The sequence below is a fragment of the Dorea sp. AGR2135 genome (assembly GCF_000420885.1).
Taxonomy (GTDB): Bacteria; Bacillota; Clostridia; order Lachnospirales; family Lachnospiraceae; genus Dorea; species Dorea formicigenerans.
In genome coordinates this window covers 129,900-152,191 of the sequence record NZ_ATVU01000005.1, presented here as the reverse complement: position 1 = coordinate 152,191, position 22,292 = coordinate 129,900, and the positions used below count along the sequence as shown (strand labels likewise).

The following is a 22,292-nucleotide window of genomic DNA, read 5'->3' as shown; positions in this document are numbered from 1 at the left end:
GCACGTATTAATGAGAAGGGCACCACCACCGGAGGAAAAGCCGGAGATCAGACCGGTGGAGAAGTGTCTATACAGAATTACTATCTGCACAGAAAAGGTTGGTACGTAGCAAGACCGAAAGATCCAACTGTAGCAGAGAAGATTGCACAGGCAATGGAAGCAGCGTGCAACAATAATCACATCGGTTATTGCCAGGCACACAGAGACAGCCTTAGAAAGATTGCGGTTAAGTATAACTATAATCTCAGCAAGGTCAATGTTGATGTGGAGGTAGATTGCTCTGCACTGGTCAGAGTATGTTGCTTATATGCCGGAATACAGGTTGGAGATTTCAACACAGCGTCAGAGCTGGAAACCTTGCGAAAGACAGGAGCGTTCGAAATCCTGAAAGATGATAAGCGCTGCAAGGAAAGTACATATCTGAAACGAGGGGATATTCTTGTTACACGCACCAAGGGACATACAGTTGTAGTCCTGGACAATGGATCTGGAGTGACTTTCGCTTCAAAGAGTACCAGAGCTTATGTCGTCGGACAAGTCTATGCAACACAGGTGGACGACCTGAGCGTCCGAACCGGTCCGGGAACCAATAATCCGGAAAAATCTTATGCGGAGTTATCCAGTAATGCACAGCAACACGCGCACGATAACGGGAGACTCAAGAAAGGCACTCGCGTAACCTGCAAGGACGTCCGCGAGGTTGGCAATGACATCTGGATCAAGATTCCAAGCGGCTGGATTGCTGCATATTATGGTGGCAAGAAGTATGTAGGATAGTGGAAATATTACCCCTTTATTATCAGCAAAAATTTTGCTACATTATAATAAGAGGTGGTTATATGGAAAAGCTTGCGATAAGGCTGAAAGAGCTGAGAGAAGAGAGGGGACTATCACAGATGGCAGCAGGCACTGCACTGGGAGTATCAAGATCAACCATAGCCGGATATGAGACGAAAGGACGAGAGCCAGATATACATATGTTAATCACAATGGCTGATTTTTATAATGTCTCTATGGACTATTTGGTTGGTCGAAAAGACGAAAAATAATATTATTGACAAGAACGAAAAAATCAATTAAAATCAAGATGTCTCAAATGTGCCTCAGAGCACACTTGAAAAACGGCGTTATTACGGCGCTTGCAAGGATTTGAACGACGTGACTTTTAATCAAGTTGTCCGGGGTTCGAATCCCCGCACGCTCATGCAGACAAGCAAGAACTTTAAAGGTTCTTGTTTTTTTTTGTACTTTTATTTAATATTATGTATAAGAGATATTAGAGACAAGAAGAGAGGCAACAGAAGTTATGAGCTAAACAATAAAAAGTACAAATGAGGATGAAGAGTTATGGGGAAAAAGAGAAGATACATCACAGGGCTTGATGGCATAAGAGCAATTGCGGTTATTATGGTACTGGCATATCATTTGAAGCTGGCTTTATTTAAGAGTGGCTTTCTTGGTGTGACAGTATTTTTTGTTTTATCAGGATATTTAATTACAGGCATACTGATTTCCGAAGTAGAAGAAGAAGGAACAATAGATTTGAAGAACTTTTGGCTGAGGCGTATCAGGCGTCTTGTTCCTGCAGTTATGTCAATGGCAGTTGTTATAATATTTGTCAGCGCAGTCGTAAACAGGATTATTTTTACAAAGGGCTGTAAGGATTTCCTGGCATCTGTTCTGGGATTTAATAACTGGTGGCAGATTTTTAATAAGGTATCTTACTTTGAAGCGGCCGGAATACCGTCACCATTTACGCATTGTTGGTCACTGGCGATTGAGACACAATTTTATCTGATATATCCATTGATTCTTTTGGGAATCTATAAGTTAGTAAAAAGCAGAGAAGAGGGACGGGCAAATAGAGGTCTTTTGTTTGCAGGAGTAACGTTGCTGCTGGCGCTGATCTCAGTAATTTTGATGATTGTATTATTTGATCCACAGCAGGATGCCAGCCGGGTATATTATGGGACAGACACGAGAGCATTTTCCCTTTTATTCGGTGCATTACTTGCAATTCTGTGGGAGTACCGGATGGTTCCAAGAAGACTTTCAGCTAGTGTCAATATGTTTTTGGGCAGTGTGTCTTTTGCAGTGTTGCTCGTGATGACGATAGCAATCAATGGTTCCAGTAATTTCTGGTACAGAGGAGGACAATTTTTTGGAACAATTCTGACCGTATTGATGGTCTATGCAGTATCAGGACGAAAGACCTGGCTTAGCAGATTCTTAAGTAACCCAGTCTTGAAATGGATGGGGAATCGTTCATACAGCATATATCTGTGGCATTATCCAATCATTTTGTTAATCAGTAAGGGGATAAAGGCATCCTGGTGGATTACATTGATTGAGATTGTATTAAGTGTTGTCCTGGCAGAGCTTTCTTATCGTTTTATTGAGACACCGATCCGCCATGGTATTATTGGGGAATATTTGAATATTTTAAGAAGCAGACCGAAATCCAGGCAGGAGAAGAAGCGCCAGATACAGGTGGCAAGAAGAAGTTTAAAGGTAATGGCAGGCACATTTGTACTGACCGTGTCACTGATACTTTGCATGATATTTGTGCCGAAGAAAAATGCATTGGATACATTACAAAAACGTGAGGCAAAGGCAAAAGAGACCGGTAAGATGACGGAAGAACAACTTGCAAAGCAGAAAGCGAATGGTTCAGAGAGTGAAGATACCATCTGTACGGCTGATCTGACGGATGATGAGATTCTGGAAGGTTTAAATCTCCTGCTCATCGGGGATTCTATTGCAGTTGATGTAACAGATGATTTTTATGAAATATTTCCAAACAGTGTCAGTGATACTAAAATCGGACGGATCACATCACTTGGTAAACAAGTTCTTGATTCCTACATTGACGAAAAGAAATGGGAGGGAGAAGGCGTCATATTTGCATCACTTTCGAACAGTCCGATCAATGGTGAACTTGAAGATATTCGGGAGAAGATAGGGAAGGATATGCCATTGTTTCTGACAACAGTCCGAATTCCGCATGATACGTTCGAAGAGGAAAGCAACAGCAAGATAAAAAAATTAGTAGAAGAAAATGATCATACATATCTGATCGACTGGTATGCTGCAAGCGAGGGTCATGATGAGTATTTTGATGCAGACGATACACATTTGCTCTCGGCAGGTGCGAAAGCATATGCAAAATGTATCAAGGAGGCTGTACTGGATGCATACAAGAAGGAGAATATCGAAATTCCTAAGTCAAGATTAGTTAGTAGTACAGACACAAGTACGGACAGCAGTAATGATAGTAGTAAAAACGCAAGTACAGAATAGTTTTTATTTACTGAGAAAAAAGCATGTAAAACTGGTGTAAAGGCTGTAAACACGGTGTCAGATATTTAACAATAATCACTGATAGAATTCTAACAAGTAAGAAAAATATTTAACGCTTGACTTTATTGTCAGACAGCTGTATTCTGAGGTTAAGTTGAAGGAAGGACTTGTGAGATACCACTATCATGTGATACGCGACACATGGAATGATAGACTGGAGCCGAAGGGGCAAGCAGAAACTCTCAGGCAAAAGGAACGGGTCTGGACAACACTCTGGAGAACAATGGAAGGGATTGTACCGAAGAAGTAACTTACCTGCCATACACGCGAAGACCGGTAAGCAATCTTTCAGGTGAAAGGACAGAGGCAGATAAAAAATAATAAGTCTTAAGATTGTTAAGAAATTATTTTTTACCTGCTTTTTTTTGTACCCTTTTTTAAAAATTTTTGGGGAAATTTGGAGGATGATTAGAAAATGAACATGGTTGAACAGGTAACAGATTATGTGAAGAACTATGACGAAGAGGTTGGAAAAGCAATTGAGTTGGAGCTTGGACGCCAGAGAAGAAACCTGGAGCTGATCGCATCTGAGAACATTATCAGCCCGGCAGTGATGATGGCTATGGCAACTGTACCGGCAAATAAATACGCAGAAGGATATCCGGGCAAGAGATATTATGGTGGCTGCGAGAATGTAGATATCATTGAAAATCTGGCAATTGAGAGATTAAAAGAATTATTTGGCTGTGATCATGCATGTGTTCAGCCACACTCAGGAGCAAATGCAAACAATGCAGTATATCAGGCACTGATTAAACCGGGCGACATAGTAATGGGACTGAACCTGGCACACGGCGGACATCTGACACATGGATCACCGGTAAACCAATCCGGTATTTTATATAATTTTGTTCCTTACAACATCAACGATGACGGAGTACTGGATTACGATGAGATTCGAAAACTTGCACATGAATGTAAGCCAAAGATGATTGTTGCAGGAGCTTCTGCTTATCCAAGAGAGATCCGATTCGATATCTTTGCAGATATTGCAAAAGAAGTTGGCGCTTATCTCTTCGTAGATATGGCACATATCGCAGGACTGGTTGCAGCAGGACTTCACCAGAATCCGGTTCCATACGCAGATGTAGTTACAACGACAACTCACAAGACATTGAGAGGACCAAGAGGCGGAGTGATCATGTGTAAGGAAGAACATGCAAAAGCAATTAACAAAGCAATCTTCCCGGGAACTCAGGGTGGTCCGCTGATGCATATTATTGCAGCAAAAGCTGTCTGCTTTGGAGAGGCATTGAAACCAGAGTTCAAAGAGTATCAGAAGCAGATAGTGAATAACGCGAAAGAACTTGCAGATGCATTGATTGCAGAAGGCTTCAATCTGGTAAGTGGTGGAACGGATAACCACTTGATGTTAGTAGATCTTCAGAACATGAACATTACCGGAAAAGAACTTCAGAACCGACTGGACGAGGTTTACATCACAGTCAATAAGAACTCAGTACCAAATGATCCGGCAAGCCCATTTATAACAAGTGGAATCAGAATCGGTACACCAGCAGTTACAACAAGAGGACTGAAGGAAGAGGATATGAAGATAATCGCAAAACTGATCAAGATGACAGTGACAGACTTTGAGACAAAGGCAGATGAAATCAGAGATGAAGTTACAAAAATCTGCGAGAAATATCCATTATATGAATAAATTAATGTATCTCTATAATTAACGTCCCTATTAAAAACAAGAAGGAGGATATGATATGGAGTTAAAAACACCACTTTATGATGCGCATGTGAAAGCAGGCGGTAAGATCGTTCCATTTGCAGGATATCTCTTACCGGTACAGTATGGAACAGGTGTTATCACAGAGCATATGGCAGTTAGAGAAAAAGCAGGACTTTTCGATGTGTCTCATATGGGAGAGGTATTGTGCCAGGGAAAAGATGCACTTGCAAACCTGCAGAAGCTGCTGACAAATGATTTTACCAACATGGTAGATGGGCAGGCAAGATACAGCCCGATGTGTAACGAGAATGGTGGAACGGTTGATGACCTGATCGTATACAAACGTGGAGATAATGATTACTTTATCGTAGTTAATGCGGCGAACAAAGATAAAGATTATCAGTGGATGTTAGACCATCAATTCGGAGAGGTCACATTTACAGATGCATCTTCCCAGTATGGGCAGATTGCACTTCAGGGACCAAAAGCAATGGAGATCCTGAAGAAATTAACGGCAGAAGAGAACATCCCAAAGAAATATTATCATGCAGTATTCGATACAGAGGTAGCTGGAATCCCATGTATCATTTCCAAGACAGGATACACAGGAGAGGACGGAGTCGAGTTATATCTGACAAGTGAAAATGCTGAGAAAATGTGGGATGCACTTTTAGAGGCCGGAAAAGACGAAGGGCTGATTCCATGTGGACTTGGAGCCAGAGATACACTTCGTATGGAAGCAGCGATGCCACTGTACGGACATGAGATGGATGATGAAATATCACCACTTGAGACAGGCCTGAAATTTGCAGTCAAGATGGGAAAAGAGGAAGACTTCATCGGAAAGAAAGCCATGAAAGAGCGTGGTGAGCCGGAGATTACAAGAATCGGACTTAAAGTAACCGGAAGAGGAATTATCCGTGAACATCAGGATATCTATATTGGAGAAAAGAAAATCGGACATACAACAAGCGGAACACATTGTCCGTTCCTGGGATATCCAATCGCAATGGCATTAGTAGATGCCGGAAGTGTAGAGATCGGTAATAAAGTAGAAGTAGATGTAAGAGGACGTAAAGTCGAGGCAGAAGTCATAGCACTGCCATTCTACAAGAGAGCGAAATAAGTTTTGTTGAAGGATTAAAAAAGAGAATATATAAAAAAGGAGATTATTAAGATGGAAATCAGAGAAGGATTATTATATGCAAAATCACATGAGTGGGTAAAAGAAGAAGGAGATGTTGTTACAATTGGTCTTACAGACTACGCACAGTCTGAGCTTGGAGACTTAGTATTTGTAAATCTTCCGGAAGAGGGAGATAGCGTATCCGTTGGTGAGGCATTTGGTGATGTTGAGTCTGTAAAAGCTGTTTCCGATGTATATTCACCGGTTTCCGGAGTTGTGTGTGAGATTAACGAGGAGCTTTTAGATGCACCGGAATCTATCAACGGAGCACCATATGATGCATGGTTTATCAAAGTAAAAGAAGTATCTGAGAAAGAGGAATTATTATCCCCATCAGAATACGAGGCATTTGTAGCAAGCGAGCAGTAAGACAAAGACGGGAGGTGGACGGCATATGGGAAGCTATGTACCGAATACGTTAGAAGAACGTCAGGAAATGTTAAAAGAGATTGGATACAGTTCTATCGAGGATCTGTTCGCACACATTCCTGATGAGGTTAAGATCAAAGGCGGACTGAATATTCCGGAAGGAAAGTCAGAGCTGGAAGTCCGCAGAGAGATGGAAAATATTGCATCAAAGAATCAGGTATTTAAGATCATTTTCCGAGGTGCAGGAGCATACAGACATTTTATTCCATCCATAGTGAACAGTGTGATTTCAAAAGAAAATCTGCTGACAGCATATACACCGTATCAGGCAGAGATCAGTCAGGGAATCTTACAGTCCATTTTCGAGTATCAGACAATGATCTGTGATCTGACCGGAATGGATGTGTCCAATGCCTGTGTGTATGATGGTGCCGAGGCGGCAGCAGAAGGCGTGGCAATGTGCCAGGAGAGAAAGCGTAAGAAAGCCTTCGTATCCGCAGCGATCCTGCCGGATGCACTGGCAACGATACATACGTATTGTCATGGAAATGGAATGGAGATCGTGGAGATTCCGGAAAAAGACGGCGTGACAGATCTGGATTATCTGAAAGAAAATATAGACGAGCAGACAGCATGTGTCTATATCCAGCATCCGAACTATTACGGTAATCTGGAAGATGCACAGGCAATCGGGGAAATTGCTCATGGTTCCGGGGCAAAATATATCATGGGTGTGAATCCGATCTCCCTTGGAATCATCAAGACACCGGCAGAGTACGGTGCAGATGTGGCAGTCGGAGATGGACAGCCACTGGGACTTCCACTTGGATTTGGAGGACCATACTTAGGATTTATGGCAGCCACAGAAGGCATGATGAGAAAGCTTCCGGGAAGAATTGTCGGTCAGACAGAAGATCATAATGGAAAGACCGGATATGTATTAACACTTCAGGCAAGAGAGCAGCATATCCGCAGAGAAAAAGCTTCCAGTAACATTTGTTCCAATCAGGCACTTTGTGCGCTGGCAGTTGGCGTGTACATGTCGGCTATGGGAAGTGAAGGAATCAAAGAAGCAGCGCTTCAGTCTGCTTCCAAAGCACATTATCTGGCAGCAGAGCTTGATAAGATCGGATTCAAAGTAGAGAATAAGGGAGAATTCTTCCACGAATTTGTAACTGTATCTGAAAAATGTCCTTGCGAAGCATTAAAGGCGCTGGAAGAGCATGGAATCCTGGGAGGATATCCACTTGGAAACCATCGAGTATTATGGTGCTGTACAGAGATGAACACAAAAGAAGAGATGGATGAAGTTATCCGCCTTTTAAAGGAGGTGTAGAGCATGTTAGTATTTGAAAAAAGCAGAGCCGGACGAGGCATGGGCATGCTCCCAGCCTGCGATGTAGAAATCAAAAAACCTGGTGAGAAGGATGCAAGACAAAAAGAGCTTCACCTTCCGCAAATGTCTGAGAATGACCTTTCCAGACACTATACAGAACTGGCAAAGAAATCCCATGGAGTCAATGATGGATTCTATCCACTTGGATCTTGTACGATGAAGTACAATCCGAAAATTAATGAAGATATGGCAGCATTGCCTGGATTTACCCAGATCCATCCGCTACAGCCAGAACATTCTGTACAGGGATGCCTAGAAGTTCTGAAAAAATCCGAAGAATACCTGTGCGAGATCACAGGAATGGACGGTATGACATTCCAGCCTGCAGCAGGAGCTCACGGAGAGTTTACAGGTCTGATGCTCATTAAGGCATATCATGAGAGCAGAGGGGACGAGAAGAGAACAAAAATCATTGTACCGGATTCTGCGCATGGAACCAACCCGGCCAGTGCTACAATGGCAGGCTATAAGGTAGTCAGCATTGCATCTGCACCGGACGGAGGAGTAGACCTTGAAGCGTTAAAGGCAGCATGTGGAGAAGATACTGCAGGACTGATGCTGACCAATCCGAACACGGTTGGATTGTTTGACAAAAATATTTTAAAAATTACAGAAATCGTACATGAATGCGGTGGTCTTTGCTATTACGATGGAGCAAACCTGAATGCAGTTATGGGAACTGTAAGACCTGGAGATATGGGATTCGACGTGATTCACCTGAACCTTCATAAGACATTTTCAACACCTCATGGAGGCGGAGGTCCGGGAAGCGGACCGGTTGGCTGCAAGAGTATGTTGCTGCAGTTCCTGCCATCCTACAGAGTGGTAGAAAAAGAAGGGGCTCTGGCAATGGAGAAAGCCGAGCACAGCATTGGTGAGATGAAAGAATTCTATGGAAACTTCCTTGTAGTTGTCAAAGCACTGACTTACCTGATGACACTTGGAAAAGAAGGAATTCCGGAGGCAAGCCAGAACGCAGTTCTGAACGCGAACTATATGATGAACAAGTTAAAAGACCTCTATACAATGGCATATGATGAGGTATGCATGCATGAGTTTGTTATGAGTCTGGAAGATCTGAAGAAGAAAGCAGGCGTATCTGCAATGGATATCGCAAAAGGACTTCTGGATAACGGAATCCATCCGCCTACAATGTATTTCCCGTTAATTGTACATGAAGCGCTGATGGTAGAGCCGACAGAGACAGAGTCAAAAGAAGTACTGGATCATGCAATTGAGGTATTTCGTAAGCTTTACAATGACGCACTTGAGAATCCGGAAAGCCTGCTTCAGGCACCGGTGACAACACCGGTCACAAGAATGGATGAGGTAGAGGCAGCAAGACATCCGGTACTTAAGTATAATTTTGAGGTATCATTTCAGAAGTAATGTAAATAAAAGCGAAAGATATTATTTGAAAATAGGATAAGGGGATTGCGTATGGTAGAGAAGATTACATACATTGAGAGCGGTCAGTTTCATCCATATAAAAATCTTGCAGTGGAGGAGTATTTACTCCTCCACTGTGAACCTCAGGAGTGTATTTTATATTTGTGGCAGAATCAGAATACCGTTGTAATCGGAAGAAATCAGAATGCCTGGAAAGAATGTAAAGTTGAAAGTCTTGAGGAAAATGGAGGACATCTGGCACGTCGTCTTTCCGGTGGCGGAGCGGTATATCATGATCTGGGAAATCTGAATTTCACATTTCTCGTATCAAAAGAAAATTACAGCATTGACAGACAGTTGGAAGTTATTGTCAAAGCAGTGCAAAAGTTAGGTGCAAAAGCGGAGAAGTCCGGAAGAAATGACATTTTGATTGATGGAAAGAAATTTTCCGGAAATGCATTTTATGAGCAGGAGCAGCATTGCTATCATCACGGAACATTGATGATGAATGTGAACAAAGAGATGCTTTCCAAGTATCTGACTGTATCAAAGGAAAAATTACAGTCCAAAGGTGTGGACTCTGTAAAATCAAGAGTGACTAATCTGGTGGATTACATACCGGATCTGACATTGGAAGCATTGAAAAAAGCACTTCGTGAAGCATTTGAAGAAGTCTATGGCCTGACATCGAATGAGTGTAAGATGGAAGATCTGGATCAGAAAGAAATTGAAATGAGGACGAAACATTTTTCCTCCTGGGACTGGCGCTTTGGACGGAAAATTGATTTCCAGTATGAGATATCAAAGAGATTTTCGTGGGGGCAGATGAATATTCAGTTCCAGGTGGATAAAGGAAAGATTTCTGATGTCAATGTATACTCAGATTCGCTGAAACCTATGACGATCGAGAAGCTTCCGAAGTATTTAAAAGGTATCCGTTATCATAAGAAGAATATTTGCTCGGAGCTTAGACTTTACTGGGCTGAGGATAAGCAGGAAGAAGAGATGATAGCAGATATTATCGAGTGGATAAAAGAGGAAGAACTCTAGCAGAAAAAATGTCTTTCCGAATTCAATTCAAGTGTTACATCCAGTTGAACAAGGTGGAAAGATATGAAAGAAGTTGTGGAAAAAGACACTGCCATCTGGCAGTATTGTGGATAATTACAGGAGGACATCCGTATGAGCGAGAAATATGATGTAATCGTGATCGGTGCCGGACCGGGAGGATATGTGGCTGCTATTAAGGCAGCGAAGCTTGGATTTAAAACGGTTGTTATTGAGGCAAGAGAAGCAGGCGGAACATGTCTGAACCGTGGATGTATTCCGGCAAAAGCAATGATTCATGCAGCAGAAGTATATAGAAGTGTAAAAGAGTGTGAGCGCTTTGGTATCCATGCAGAAAATGTAACATTTGATTTTGAAAAAATATTTGAATACAAAGAAGAGACAACAAAGCAGCTTGTTTCCGGTGTGGAAGGGCTGTTTAAGGGCAACGAAGTTGACCAGATCTCCGGAAAAGGAACCCTTCTTCCGGATAAGAAAGTAAAAGTTGTGTCTGAAAGCGGGGAACAGGTGCTGGAAGCAGAGCATATCATTCTGGCAGCAGGATCTAAGCCGTTGATCCTGCCGATTCCGGGAATGGATCTTCCGGGAGTCCTGACCAGTGATGAACTGTTCCGTATGAAGAGTGTGCCGGAGAGCCTTACAATTATCGGTGGCGGAGTTATCAGTGTGGAATTCGCAACGGTTTACGCAGAACTTGGCTGTAAGGTGACGATTCTTGAGGCACTCCCAAGAATTCTTCCGAATATGGATAAGGAGATTTCTCAGAATCTGAAATTGATTTTGAAAAAACGCGGCATTGATATTCACACAGCAGCTGCTGTACAGGGTGTAGAAGCAGACGGAGACCAGTACATTTGTAAGTATGTGGAGAAAGAAAAAGAGCAGAGTGCAGCCTCCCAGTATGTATTATGTGCGGTTGGAAGATGCCCGAACACAGACGGACTCTTTGCAGAAGATGCGACACCGGAGATGGACCGAGGACGTGTCGTTGTAAATGAGAAGTTCGAGACAAGTATTCCGGGCGTGTATGCAATCGGCGATCTGATCTTTGGAGCACAGCTTGCCCATGCAGCAAGTGCCCAGGGAATCCAGGTTGTAGAGCAGCTTGCCGGAAAAGAAGTGTCTGTCGATGTAAATGTAGTTCCGGGCTGTGTATACACAGATCCTGAAATTGCATCTGTCGGTATTACGGAAGATGAGGCAAAAGAAAAAGGTATTGCCGTTAAAGTTGGTAAGTTCATTATGAGCGCAAATGGAAAATCGCTCATCACAAAAGAGGAGCGGGGATTTATTAAAATCGTTGCAGAAGAAGAGAGTGGCGTGATTGTCGGAGCACAGATGATGTGTGCAAGAGCGACCGATATGATCGGTGAATTCGTGACAGCAGTTGCCAATAATATGACAGTATCACAGCTTCTGAAAGGTATGCGGGCACATCCGACTTACAATGAAGGAATCGGAGAAGCGCTTGAAGAGCTGGAAGGCGGAGCTATCCATGTAATGCCGAAGAAAAAGAAATAAAAAGAAATAAAAGAGGAACGGATATGGGAAGTATTTTTGATATTTTGGGACCGGTCATGGTCGGTCCGTCCAGTTCCCATACAGCGGGAGCTGCCAGGATCGGTTATACGGCCAGGCAGCTCTTTGGTGAACCTGTGAAAAAAGCAGAAGTTTATCTTCATGGTTCATTTGCTGCTACAGGGAAAGGACACGGTACAGACCGGGCAATTATTGCCGGACTTCTTGGCATGAAGCCGGACGACCTTCGGATTCCGGTGGCATTTGAAGAAGCAAAAAAGGCTGGGATGGAATTTACCATTGCAAATATAGAATTAAAAAATGCACATCCGAATACGGCACGCGTTGTGATGAAAAATGCAGAAGGAAGAAAGATGGTACTTCAGGCATATTCTATTGGAGGAGGACGTATCCGGGTCAGTATTTTGGATGGAATTGAAGTAGATTTCAGCGGGGAGAGTAATACATTGATTGTCCGGAATATGGACCGTCCGGGATGTATTACAGAAGTTTCAGCAGCACTGAGCCGCGAAAAAATAAACGTGGCTACGATGCAGGTGTTTCGACATAAAAGAGGCGGTGGCGCAGTGATGGTTGTAGAGACAGATGAACGGATACCGATTAGTGTGACAGAAGAACTGCGGAAGAAGGAAGACATTCTGGAAGTTATTTCGCTGAATTTGGAAGGGAGGAATGGATAATGGCGTATCAGGCAGTAGAAGAAATACAGGTCAGATGTGAGAAGGAGAACATTCCTTTCTGGAAAGCAGTTCAGTTAGAAGACTGCGAGGAAAATGGGATTACGGAAGAGGAATCCTGGCAGCAGATGACACTCATGTGGACGCGGATGAAAGAAAGCGTTGACGCCTATGATCCTTCCGAGAAATCCAGAAGTGGTTTGGTCGGAAAAGAAGGCGGTCTTATGGATGGATATCTCCAGAATGAAAAGCCGCTTTGTGGAGATTTTGTTTCAAAGGTCATTGCAAATGCGTTGAAAATGGGCTGTAATAATGCCTGCATGAAGCGAATCGTGGCAGCGCCGACTGCCGGAGCATGTGGTGTAATGCCGGCAGTTCTTGTGACATATTGCAGAGAGTTTTTGATAGAGGAAGACCGTATGATCGAAGCTATGTATGTGGCAGCAGGAATCGGGCAGGTCATTGCGTCCCGTGCGTCCCTGGCGGGAGCTTCTGGCGGCTGTCAGGCAGAGATTGGTTCTGCTTCCGGCATGGCTGCGGCTGCAATCTGTGGTGCTCGCGGAGGAAGTAAAGAGCAGATGGGACATGCCTGTGCCATGGCACTTAAGAATCTGATGGGGCTTGTCTGTGATCCAGTGGCAGGACTTGTGGAAGTGCCTTGTGTGAAGCGAAATGTCGGTGGCGCAGTAAACGCACTGGAGGCAGCAGATATGGCACTGGCTGGTATCATCAGTCAGATTCCGGTAGATCAAGTCATTGATGCCATGGGAGAAGTAGGAATCAAGATGGATGTAAGTCTTAGAGAGACCAGTCTTGGGGGCGTAGCGGTCAGCCCACGAGGGGTGGAGATTGCGGAAAAGCTTGGAATGTAGGTAGGGACTTTCGAAGTTTAAGTTTGAAAAAGAAGTGTATGGATATAGAAAAAAAGCTGCCTTTGAAGACAGCTTTTTTTCTATAAGATTTATCAATAGGGAAATGAAAACGTCTGTTTCATATTGCTGATTGTTTAGATCAGCTCGAGGTATGCTGCGCACAGTTCTAATGTGTTCATCAGTCCTTTGATGTGTGTGCGTTCCATACCGTGGGAAGCCTGCACGCCCGGTCCGATGAGTGCAGCGCGTGTGTCATATCCGGCTCTCCATACTGCTAAAGCATCTGAGCTATAACGTGGATAAATGTCTGTGACAGCGTCAAGATTATGTTTTTTAGCGAGGTTAACAAGTCTAGTTGTCATCTCGTAGTCGAAAGGACCGGATGAATCTTTTACACAGATGGATACCTGTTCTTCTGTGCAATTCAGGTCAAGACCGACACATCCCATGTCTACAACGAGAAGTTCTTTAATATCTTTCGGGAGTGTTGCTCCGCCGTATCCGATTTCCTCGTGCGTTGAGAAACAAATATATGTCTTATGCTTTGGTTTTATGTCGTTGTCTTTCATGATTTTTAAAAGTGTAAGCTCCAGCGCGGAACAAGCTTTATCATCGATGAAACGAGATTTCAAGAATCCGCTTTTTGTAAATGTTGTCTTAGGGTCGTAGCATACGAAATCTCCTGCATGAATTCCGAGTGCTTCTACATCTTCTTTCGAGTGAACAATCTCATCGATACGAACGGCCATGTTCTGCTCATCTCTGTCTCTTGTAGATGCATCCGGGAATACGTGAACTGCCGGTGACAGGGAAAGAATGGTTCCGGTGTAAACTCTTCCGTCTCTTGTGTGGATGTTACAGTATTCACCGTCCAGAGATGGAAGAAGTGGTGATCCGATGGAAGTAATCATCAGCATTCCGTCAGATGTAATAGAGCGGACCATAAGTCCCAATGTATCTACGTGTGCAGACAGAGCAACTGGCTCAGTATTATCTTCCCCCTCTATTGTTACGATAACATTGCCGATGTTATTCTTGAAAACAGGATACCCAAGCTCCTCTATGGTTTTTAATAAGTAATCAGCTACATTTGATGTGAATCCGCTGGCACTGTCGATGGACAGAAGAGAAGTTGCTGTGTCGATCAGATAATCTTGGTATTGTTCAAAATTCATAGTAAAACCTCCGGTATTTTAAATTTGTTGTTGCATTTTGTGAATCCGCGTAGTATATTTAAACCACAAATCCTATTGTTAACAATCTACATTAAACAAAATGAATTGTCAAGTATTACTAGGAAAATCCATTTGTCTGTTAAGCATGAATGTGACAAAGCTTAAGAAGCTGAATCGTCAGCCGGTTATTGCTTTAGGAGAGTTCGTAGGATCAGCATTTATGATGACATTATATGTATTCCTGATGTTAATCGGATGTACAGTATTACATTTCCTGATCTGCCGTTTGTTCAAGATCAAATACGAGTATGTACTTCTTTCTATGGTAGGATGTATAGTAGACGGACCGACAGCATCTCTGACAGCAGCAGGTGGAAACTGGAAATCACTGATTAATGTCGGATTGATCATGGGAGTTATCGCCGGAGCATGCGGAAACTATGTCGGAATATTTGTCGCCTATGCGGTCAAAGCTATATGTGGACTATAGGTTTGTAAGTGGTAGTATATAGTAAAAATATCAGTAAAAAGTTTCCTTTTCTACATTTACTGTGCTATGATTAAAGAAATTATAATTATTGCGCATTGCATGAAAACAACTGCTGGGAGCAGAATGATATTATATGTAGTAAGGAAATGAAATCATATGGCAAAACTAAGATATCGTACATTGAGAGAAAATGTTGTAGATGAAATTCGGATGAAAATCCTGAACCGGGAATATGAACCGGGAATGCGGATCGTGGAGCAGAACCTGTCCGATGAACTTGGAGTAAGTCGAGGACCAATCAGGGAAGCTTTGCGTCAGCTGGAACAGGAAGGACTCGTAGAATATGTTAGAAATGTTGGATGTTCGGTCAAGCAGGTTACTTTGGAAGATATTTATGAAATCTATCTGCTTCGTGCAACTTATGAGCAGGTTGCAGTTCGAACATATGAGGGACAGCTTTCCGATGAAGATCTTGCACAGATGGAATCCATCGTGGAAGAGATGAAGATTTTTGGTGAGGATGATTTAGGGAATCTTGTAGATTGTGATTGTAGGTTTCACCAAGTGATCGTCGAAAAAGCAGGTCTGAACAGACTTCTGAAAGCCTGGACCGAATTGAATTACGGCAATATCGTCTGCTATTTTGCCGGAAATTCGGACCGGAAGGAAGCGGCAAACCGACAGCATGGTATTCATGAACGACTTTTGAATGTATTCAAGAGTAAAAACGAAGAGACAATCTGCAACGCAATTTCGGAGCATTATATGACGACAGTAAAGCGTCTGATGAAAGAGGGATCCATGTCAGACGAAGGTTTTAAATATAAAGTGTAGAAGTATATGAATTGAATGAAAGATGCCGGTCCATGGGGGGACGGCATCTTTTTTGTGGAGGTTTAAGTATGGAACGTAAAAATATGTGGGAACACTATACGGAAGAGAAGGAAAGAGAACTGGAGGAACTGGCAGTCAGATACAGAAAATGTCTGGATCAGTCCAAGACGGAGAGAATGTGTGACACTGTCCATCGCGATGGCAGAGGAAAATGGATATCAGAATATTGAGGACTGTATCCGTGAGGGCGTGACACTGAAAGCCGGGGATAAGGTTTATGCACAGTATATGAAGAAGACGCTGGCACTTTTCCACATCGGAACAAAACCGCTGACAGAGGGAATGAACATTTTAGGCGCACATGTGGATTCACCGAGATTAGATGTAAAACAGAATCCATTATATGAAGATACACAGATGGCATATTTGGACACACACTACTATGGTGGTGTGAAGAAATACCAGTGGGTGACGATTCCTCTTGCAATTCACGGCGTTGTTGTGAAAAAAACGGAACAGTCGTGCCGGTCGTTATCGGTGAGGAGGAAGATTTCATCTCTGCAGAGCTTGAAATTGTGCCGTCAGGAAAATCCAGGGACTGTGGATTTGACAGAAGTATGATTCTCGGATATGGACAGGACGATAAGGTATGTGCTTTGACTTCACTTTTTGCAATGCTTGAGGCAGAAAATCCGGAGCGTACAGGCTGCTGTATTCTTGCGGACAAAGAAGAAATTGGAAATATGGGAGCGACCGGTATGCAGTCAAACTTCTTCGAGGATATGGTCGCAGAGGTTCTGGCACTGACAGGGGAGGATAGCCCGGTGAAAGTAAGAAGAGTGCTTCGCAATTCCTGTATGTTATCTTCTGACGTAAGTGCCGCTTACGATCCGCTTTATCCGGAAGTATTCGAGAAGAAGAATACAGTATATTTCGGGAGAGGACTTGTGTTGAATAAATACCAGGAAGCCGTGGAAAGAATGGAACAAATGATGCTAACGCAGAGTATGTTGCGAAAGTAAGAAATGTATTTGACAACAATCATGTTGCTTTTCAGACTGCAGAACTTGGAAAGGTCGACCAGGACGGCGGTGGAACCATCGCCTACGTCATGGCAAATAAAGCAATGAGTGTTATTGATAGTGGTGTGGCAGTTCTGTCCATGCATGCACCATACGAAGTGACAAGTTCAAATTTCAGAATCATTTCAGTTTTGGCGGAGTTAGCGGTATTGCCGTGATTATGAGCGGTCTGCTTGGAGGCTCTGCGAGCACGTATACATTTGTCATTAATATGCTTTTACTTGTAGTTGCATTTGTATTGCTGGGAAAAGAAGTGACAATGAGATCTGCTTACGTGAGTGTCCTGTACAGTGTCACACTGGAAGTTATCCAGTATGTGTGGCCGATGTCAGGACCGCTTACGAATCAGCCAGTGCTGGAGCTTGTGTTCTGCTTTATGATTCTTGCAGTATGCTCCGCAATTTTCTTTAACATGGACGCGTTCAGCGGAGGATCGGATATTATTGCTTTGGTATTAAAAAAGTATACAAATGTCTCAATAGGAACGGCTCTGCTGGTCGTAGATTTCATAGTTGTCATCGTAGCATTTTTCGTGTATGGTGTAACTGTAGGAGTATTCTCACTGGCCGGATTTCTTGCGAAGTCATTTTTCATTGACACGGTCATTGAGACATTGAATCTGTGTAAGTATTTTACGATTATTTCCAAAAATGCGGAGCCAATCTGTAATTATATTAATACAGAGCTGAATCACGGCGCGACAATCTACGATGCAAGAGGTGCTTACACAAAAGACAACAAGCAGGCCGTTATGACAGTTGTAAAACGTGAGCAGGCGAGAAGCCTCAGAAATTACGTTCATGAGGTAGATCCAGACGCATTTATGATGATCACCAACAGCAGCGAGATCATAGGTAAGGGATTTATAGAGTAATGATATTTGAAGATTAGGGAGTATTGTGAAAGTGCGAGAGTATGGAGCAATACGTGAGGTATCATTCATAGTAGCGATAAAAAGGATAGCAGAGGAAAAAGTAAAGAAAAAGATTTAATAGGAGGAGCTTACAATGAGCAGCATATTTGACATATTAGGGCCAATTATGGTCGGTCCGTCCAGTTCTCATACAGCGGGGGCAGTGCGGATCGGCTATACAGCCAGACAACTTTTTGGAGAACCGGTGAAAAAAGCAGAAGTGTATCTGCACGGATCATTTGCGGCGACAGGAGAAGGTCATGGAACAGACAAGGCGATCATTGCAGGTCTTCTCGGAATGAAACCAGATGATCTTCGAATCCCGGATAGTTTTACAGTAGCAGAAGAAAATGACATGGAATTTACCATTGCAAAAAAAGAAATCCGCGGCGCACATCCGAATACAGCAAGAGTGATCATGGAAAATGGTGCGGATAAAAAGATGGTCATGCAGGCATACTCTATTGGAGGAGGCCGGATCCGTGTCAGTGTGCTTGACGGGATAGAAGTTGATTTCAGCGGGGAGAGCAATACGTTGATCGTGCGGAACATGGACCGCCCGGGCTGTATTACAGAGGTAAGCGCGGCACTGAGCCGGGAGAAGATCAATGTTGCGACGATGCAGGTGTTCCGTCACAAAAGAGGCGGTCTTGCCGTTATGGTCGTAGAGACAGATCAGTCCATACCGGAAAATGTTGTGGCTGAACTGAAAATGAAAGAAGATATTCTGGAAGTAATATCTCTGAATCTGGAGGAGGGACGATAGTTATGGCATATCAGGCAGTGGATGAGATTATGGCAAGATGCGAAAAAGAAGGTGTAGAATTCTGGAAAGCCGTTCAGCTTGAGGACTGCGAGGAAAACGGAATCAGTGAAGAAGAGTCCTGGAATCAGATGACATATATGTGGAATTCTATGAAAGAGAGTGTTGCAGCATATGACCCGGAGGCAATTTCCAGAAGTGGACTTGTCGGAAGAGAAGGAAAGCTGATGGATGCATATCGGGAGCAGGAAAGACCGTTGTGCGGCGATTTTGTATCAAAGGTTATTGCAAATGCATTAAAAATGGGATGTAACAATGCCTGTATGAAGCGAATTGTGGCAGCTCCGACTGCCGGAGCCTGTGGAGTAATGCCGGCAGTTCTTGTTACTTATTATAAAGAATATGAAGCTTCAGAGGAAACCATGATCCAGGCGCTGTATGTGGCAGCAGGAATCGGTCAGGTCATTGCGTCCCGTGCTTCCCTGGCGGGAGCCTCCGGCGGTTGTCAGGCAGAGATAGGTTCTGCTTCTGGAATGGCAGCAGCGGCAATCTGTAGTGTACGCGGCGGAAGTAAAGAGCAGATGGGACATGCATGCGCCATGGCACTTAAGAATCTGATGGGACTTGTCTGTGATCCGGTAGCCGGGCTGGTAGAAGTTCCGTGTGTGAAAAGAAATGTAGGCGGTGCAGTCAACGCTTTGGCAGCAGCAGATATGGCACTGGCAGGAATCGCAAGCCACATTCCGGTAGATCAGGTCATTGATGCCATGGGCGAAGTCGGAATGAAGATGGACGTGTCACTCAGAGAGACAAGTATGGGTGGTGTCGCAACAAGTCCTAAGGGTCTTGAAATTGCAGAGAGACTTGGAATGTAAATATTACGAAAAGGAATGCCGGAGGGCATTCCCTTTTTTAGGAGAGTATGTTATAACAAAGATAAACAATCAAGTATCATGAGTAAGGTAAAGAGAGGATAAATTATGTTAGATGAGCACATGGGACCGATTAAAAAATACAGTATACTGACTGTGGGGGCAGTCGTACTTGCACTGGCGAACTATGTATTTAAGTTTCCGAACCATTTCAGTTTCGGAGGTGTAGCCGGTTTTGCAGTTATTTTAAGTGGAATGTTTGGCGGTTCCGCCAGTACGTACACATTTGTAATCAATATGTTACTGTTATTGATCGCATTTCCAATATTGGGAAAGGAAGTTGCAATGCGGTCTTTCTATGTCAGTATCGTATTCAGTGGTGTGCTGGAAGTTGCGCAGTATGTGTATCCGATAGACAAGCCAATCACGAACCAGCCGGTGCTGGAGCTTGTATTTTCTTTTATGCTGCTGGCAGTGTGTTCCGCAATATTCTTCTTCATGGATGCATCCAGCGGAGGAACCGATATTATTGCTTTGATATTAAAAAAGTATACCAGCGTGTCAATCGGAATGGCGTTACTGCTTGTAGACTTCGCAGTTGTTGTGATTTCTTTCTTTGTATATAATCCGACCGTTGGACTGTTTTCATTTGCCGGATTCCTTGCAAAATCATTTTTCATTGATTCCGTAATTGAGAGTCTGAACCTGTGTAAATATTTTACAATCGTGTCAGATAATGCTGATATAATCTGCGATTATATTCATAAAGAGCTGAATCACAGTGCGACCATTATGTCAGCAGAAGGCTCTTATTCACACGAGCCGAAAAAAGTCATCATAACCGTTGTGAACAGGGACCAGGCATTGAAACTGAGGAAATTCGTAAGAAGCGTAGAACCGCATGCATTTATGATGATTACGAACAGTAGTGAGATTATAGGAAAAGGATTCCGGAATACGATGTAGGAAAAACATGGTGAGAGTAAGAAAATAAAGCAGGTGAATGAAGAGGCGCTGTGACTTTTCATCATCTGCTTTTTTGTAAACATTAAGTTTGATGCTATTGAATATTTTTGCCGTTAACGTCAAAAATATTCAATAGCATCTTATTACAGTATAATGAAATAAGATTAGAAAATAAATAAAATAACACACTATAAAAGAATATAATATTGAAAAAGAGCCGATAATGTTATAAGATTAAATAAGAAAAGATAAAATCGAAACAGAGGTGATTTTATGGTTAAAAGAGAATTATATTTAAAGAGAATCCGTCCGTTTTATGAGTCTGATTTAATAAAAGTTATTACAGGCATAAGACGTTGTGGGAAATCTATTTTGCTTAATCAGATTATGAATGAAATGAAAGAGGATCAGGGTGTTACCGATGATCATATTATATATATGAACCTGGAAGATATGAAATACGCATTTATAAAGAATGCAATGGATTTGTACGAGTATGTAGAGAAGATGATAATTGATGAGAAGAAATATTACATTTTCTTAGATGAGATTCAGATGGTTGAAGAATTTGAACGGGCTATAAATTCTTTTCACGCGACAAAAAATGTAAGTATTTTTATCACGGGTTCCAATAGCCGGCTGTTGTCGGGAGAATTAGCAACATTGTTATCCGGAAGATACGTGAGTTTCCGAGTGATGCCGTTTCGTTTTCAGGAAATGTGTGAGATGTTGGGAGTAAAGAAAGAAGAAGCGTCTGAAAAAGAATTTATGGACTATATTACATGGGGCGGAATGCCACAGCGCTTTTATTTTAAAACCGAAGAAGAAACTAAAGTGTTTATGGCAGATTTGTATGATTCTATTGTGTTGAAGGATATTTTCTGGCGAGGTCAGGTAAGGGATGTAGATGCACTGAACAGACTGTTGGAATATATTGTATTGAACCATTCTCAGACATTTTCTCCGACATCGATTGCCAAGTATTTTGAAAGTGTAAACCGAAAAGTAGCACCGGATACTATATATAATTATATGGAAAAGATAGTTGCAGCGATGATCATGAATAAAGCAATGCGTTATGATATCCGGGGCAAAAGGGTATTGACCAGGTTTGATAAATATTATCTGACAGATGTAGGGTTTGGAAAAATCAAAAATACAGGATTCAAGACAGAAATAGGTGCCCTTATAGAAAATGTTGTATATAATGAGTTGTTAGTTCGGGGATATGAAGTATATGTGGGAAAAACGACAAAGGGTGAGATTGATTTTGTAGCAGTGAAAGACGGAAAGAAAGAGTATTACCAGGTCGCATATTTGCTGGCAACGGAAGATGTCATAGAAAGAGAATTTGGAGCATATAAGGATATTCAAGATAATTATCCGAAGTATGTACTTTCCATGGACAGATTTGATTTTTCAAGAGATGGAATTATACATCAGAATGTTATAGATTTTTTGATGGAAAGATAAAAAACCCCGTTGACAGATTCGAAAGAATCGACTATATTAACATTAGTAAAAGGGAGTAACTGGCGCCTGTCAGTCTTGCAAAGTAGAAAATCAGGCGTTTGCGATGTCGTCAGTACGATGAGCGATCATCCGTATCGTAATGAAATGGTGAGACTTTTATTGCATATTTTTGGTGTGCAATAAA

19 protein-coding genes, 2 pseudogenes and 1 riboswitch are annotated in these 22,292 nt (G+C 42.6%); of the genes and pseudogenes, 20 read left to right on the top strand and 1 reads right to left on the bottom strand.

From position 1 onward, the window contains the following. The 12 genes from G593_RS0105430 to sdaAA (G593_RS0105370) all read left to right on the top strand — a co-directional run. Positions 1 to 777 (top strand): hypothetical protein (locus tag G593_RS0105430; protein WP_081646493.1); only part of this gene is annotated, 777 nt, incomplete at its 5' end. A 62-nt stretch (positions 778 to 839) separates the two neighbouring features. Beyond that, positions 840 to 1,049 (top strand): helix-turn-helix domain-containing protein, encoded by a 210-nt coding sequence (locus G593_RS0105425; protein ID WP_029731033.1) that lies wholly within the window; start codon positions 840 to 842, stop codon positions 1,047 to 1,049. A gap of 298 nt (positions 1,050 to 1,347) precedes the next feature. Next, positions 1,348 to 3,300, top strand: coding sequence for an acyltransferase family protein (locus G593_RS0105420; protein WP_029731032.1), 1,953 nt, complete (start codon positions 1,348 to 1,350; stop codon positions 3,298 to 3,300). 263 nt (positions 3,301 to 3,563) lie between these two features. Next, positions 3,564 to 3,674, top strand: a riboswitch (glycine riboswitch). Between the two features lie 107 nt (positions 3,675 to 3,781). Beyond that, on the top strand, positions 3,782 to 5,023 hold the full coding sequence (gene glyA, locus G593_RS0105410; RefSeq protein ID WP_029731031.1) for a serine hydroxymethyltransferase: 1,242 nt from the start codon (positions 3,782 to 3,784) through the stop codon (positions 5,021 to 5,023). A 55-nt stretch (positions 5,024 to 5,078) separates the two neighbouring features. Then, positions 5,079 to 6,170, top strand: coding sequence for a glycine cleavage system aminomethyltransferase GcvT (gcvT, locus tag G593_RS0105405; protein WP_029731030.1), 1,092 nt, complete (start codon positions 5,079 to 5,081; stop codon positions 6,168 to 6,170). A gap of 51 nt (positions 6,171 to 6,221) precedes the next feature. After that, positions 6,222 to 6,599: a glycine cleavage system protein GcvH gene (gene gcvH / locus G593_RS0105400; RefSeq protein ID WP_005333840.1), complete on the top strand. Its 378-nt coding sequence runs from the start codon at positions 6,222 to 6,224 to the stop codon at positions 6,597 to 6,599. Between the two features lie 25 nt (positions 6,600 to 6,624). Beyond that, positions 6,625 to 7,935, top strand: coding sequence for an aminomethyl-transferring glycine dehydrogenase subunit GcvPA (gene gcvPA / locus G593_RS0105395; RefSeq protein ID WP_029731029.1), 1,311 nt, complete (start codon positions 6,625 to 6,627; stop codon positions 7,933 to 7,935). Positions 7,936 to 7,938: 3 nt separating this feature from the next. Then, on the top strand, positions 7,939 to 9,384 hold the full coding sequence (gene gcvPB, locus G593_RS0105390) for an aminomethyl-transferring glycine dehydrogenase subunit GcvPB (protein WP_029731028.1): 1,446 nt from the start codon (positions 7,939 to 7,941) through the stop codon (positions 9,382 to 9,384). Positions 9,385 to 9,435: 51 nt separating this feature from the next. Further along, positions 9,436 to 10,434, top strand: coding sequence for a lipoate--protein ligase (locus tag G593_RS0105385; RefSeq protein WP_029731027.1), 999 nt, complete (start codon positions 9,436 to 9,438; stop codon positions 10,432 to 10,434). Between the two features lie 132 nt (positions 10,435 to 10,566). Next, positions 10,567 to 11,973 carry a dihydrolipoyl dehydrogenase gene (lpdA, locus tag G593_RS0105380; protein WP_029731025.1) on the top strand — a complete coding sequence of 469 codons (1,407 nt, stop codon included), beginning with the start codon at positions 10,567 to 10,569 and terminating at the stop codon, positions 11,971 to 11,973. A 23-nt stretch (positions 11,974 to 11,996) separates the two neighbouring features. Next, on the top strand, positions 11,997 to 12,671 hold the full coding sequence (gene sdaAB / locus G593_RS0105375) for an L-serine ammonia-lyase, iron-sulfur-dependent subunit beta (protein WP_029731024.1): 675 nt from the start codon (positions 11,997 to 11,999) through the stop codon (positions 12,669 to 12,671). Beyond that, positions 12,671 to 13,540 (top strand): L-serine ammonia-lyase, iron-sulfur-dependent, subunit alpha, encoded by an 870-nt coding sequence (sdaAA, locus tag G593_RS0105370; RefSeq protein ID WP_029731023.1) that lies wholly within the window; start codon positions 12,671 to 12,673, stop codon positions 13,538 to 13,540. Before sdaAB (G593_RS0105375) ends, sdaAA (G593_RS0105370) begins: the two co-directional genes overlap by 1 nt. Positions 13,541 to 13,674: 134 nt before the next feature. Here the strand turns inward: sdaAA (G593_RS0105370) and G593_RS0105365 are convergent, their stop codons facing one another. Further along, on the bottom strand, positions 13,675 to 14,715 hold the full coding sequence (locus tag G593_RS0105365; RefSeq protein WP_005338281.1) for a M42 family metallopeptidase: 1,041 nt from the start codon (positions 14,713 to 14,715) through the stop codon (positions 13,675 to 13,677). Between the two features lie 199 nt (positions 14,716 to 14,914). On the opposite strand from G593_RS0105365, the pseudogene G593_RS0105360 reads away from it, so the two are divergent. From G593_RS0105360 to G593_RS0105325, 8 genes and pseudogenes are all read left to right on the top strand, one after another. Then, positions 14,915 to 15,205, top strand: a pseudogene (locus G593_RS0105360) (DUF819 family protein); the annotation flags it as partial. A 156-nt stretch (positions 15,206 to 15,361) separates the two neighbouring features. Beyond that, positions 15,362 to 16,039 carry a GntR family transcriptional regulator gene (locus G593_RS0105355; RefSeq protein WP_029731021.1) on the top strand — a complete coding sequence of 226 codons (678 nt, stop codon included), beginning with the start codon at positions 15,362 to 15,364 and terminating at the stop codon, positions 16,037 to 16,039. Between the two features lie 68 nt (positions 16,040 to 16,107). Beyond that, positions 16,108 to 17,279 (top strand): annotated as a pseudogene (locus tag G593_RS21420) (aminopeptidase). A 2-nt stretch (positions 17,280 to 17,281) separates the two neighbouring features. Then, positions 17,282 to 17,995 (top strand): YitT family protein, encoded by a 714-nt coding sequence (locus G593_RS0105345; protein WP_242827043.1) that lies wholly within the window; start codon positions 17,282 to 17,284, stop codon positions 17,993 to 17,995. A 133-nt stretch (positions 17,996 to 18,128) separates the two neighbouring features. After that, positions 18,129 to 18,800 carry an L-serine ammonia-lyase, iron-sulfur-dependent subunit beta gene (gene sdaAB, locus G593_RS0105340; RefSeq protein WP_029731018.1) on the top strand — a complete coding sequence of 224 codons (672 nt, stop codon included), beginning with the start codon at positions 18,129 to 18,131 and terminating at the stop codon, positions 18,798 to 18,800. Between the two features lie 2 nt (positions 18,801 to 18,802). Further along, a complete protein-coding gene (gene sdaAA, locus G593_RS0105335; RefSeq protein ID WP_029731017.1) occupies positions 18,803 to 19,672 on the top strand; it encodes an L-serine ammonia-lyase, iron-sulfur-dependent, subunit alpha in 870 nt (289 codons plus the stop codon). A 105-nt stretch (positions 19,673 to 19,777) separates the two neighbouring features. After that, entirely contained in the window at positions 19,778 to 20,635 is an 858-nt protein-coding gene (locus tag G593_RS0105330) for a YitT family protein (protein ID WP_029731016.1), read from the top strand. A gap of 273 nt (positions 20,636 to 20,908) precedes the next feature. Beyond that, positions 20,909 to 22,108, top strand: a complete 1,200-nt coding sequence (locus G593_RS0105325; RefSeq protein WP_029731015.1) for an ATP-binding protein — start codon at positions 20,909 to 20,911, stop codon at positions 22,106 to 22,108. The last annotated feature ends 184 nt before the right edge of the window (positions 22,109 to 22,292 follow it).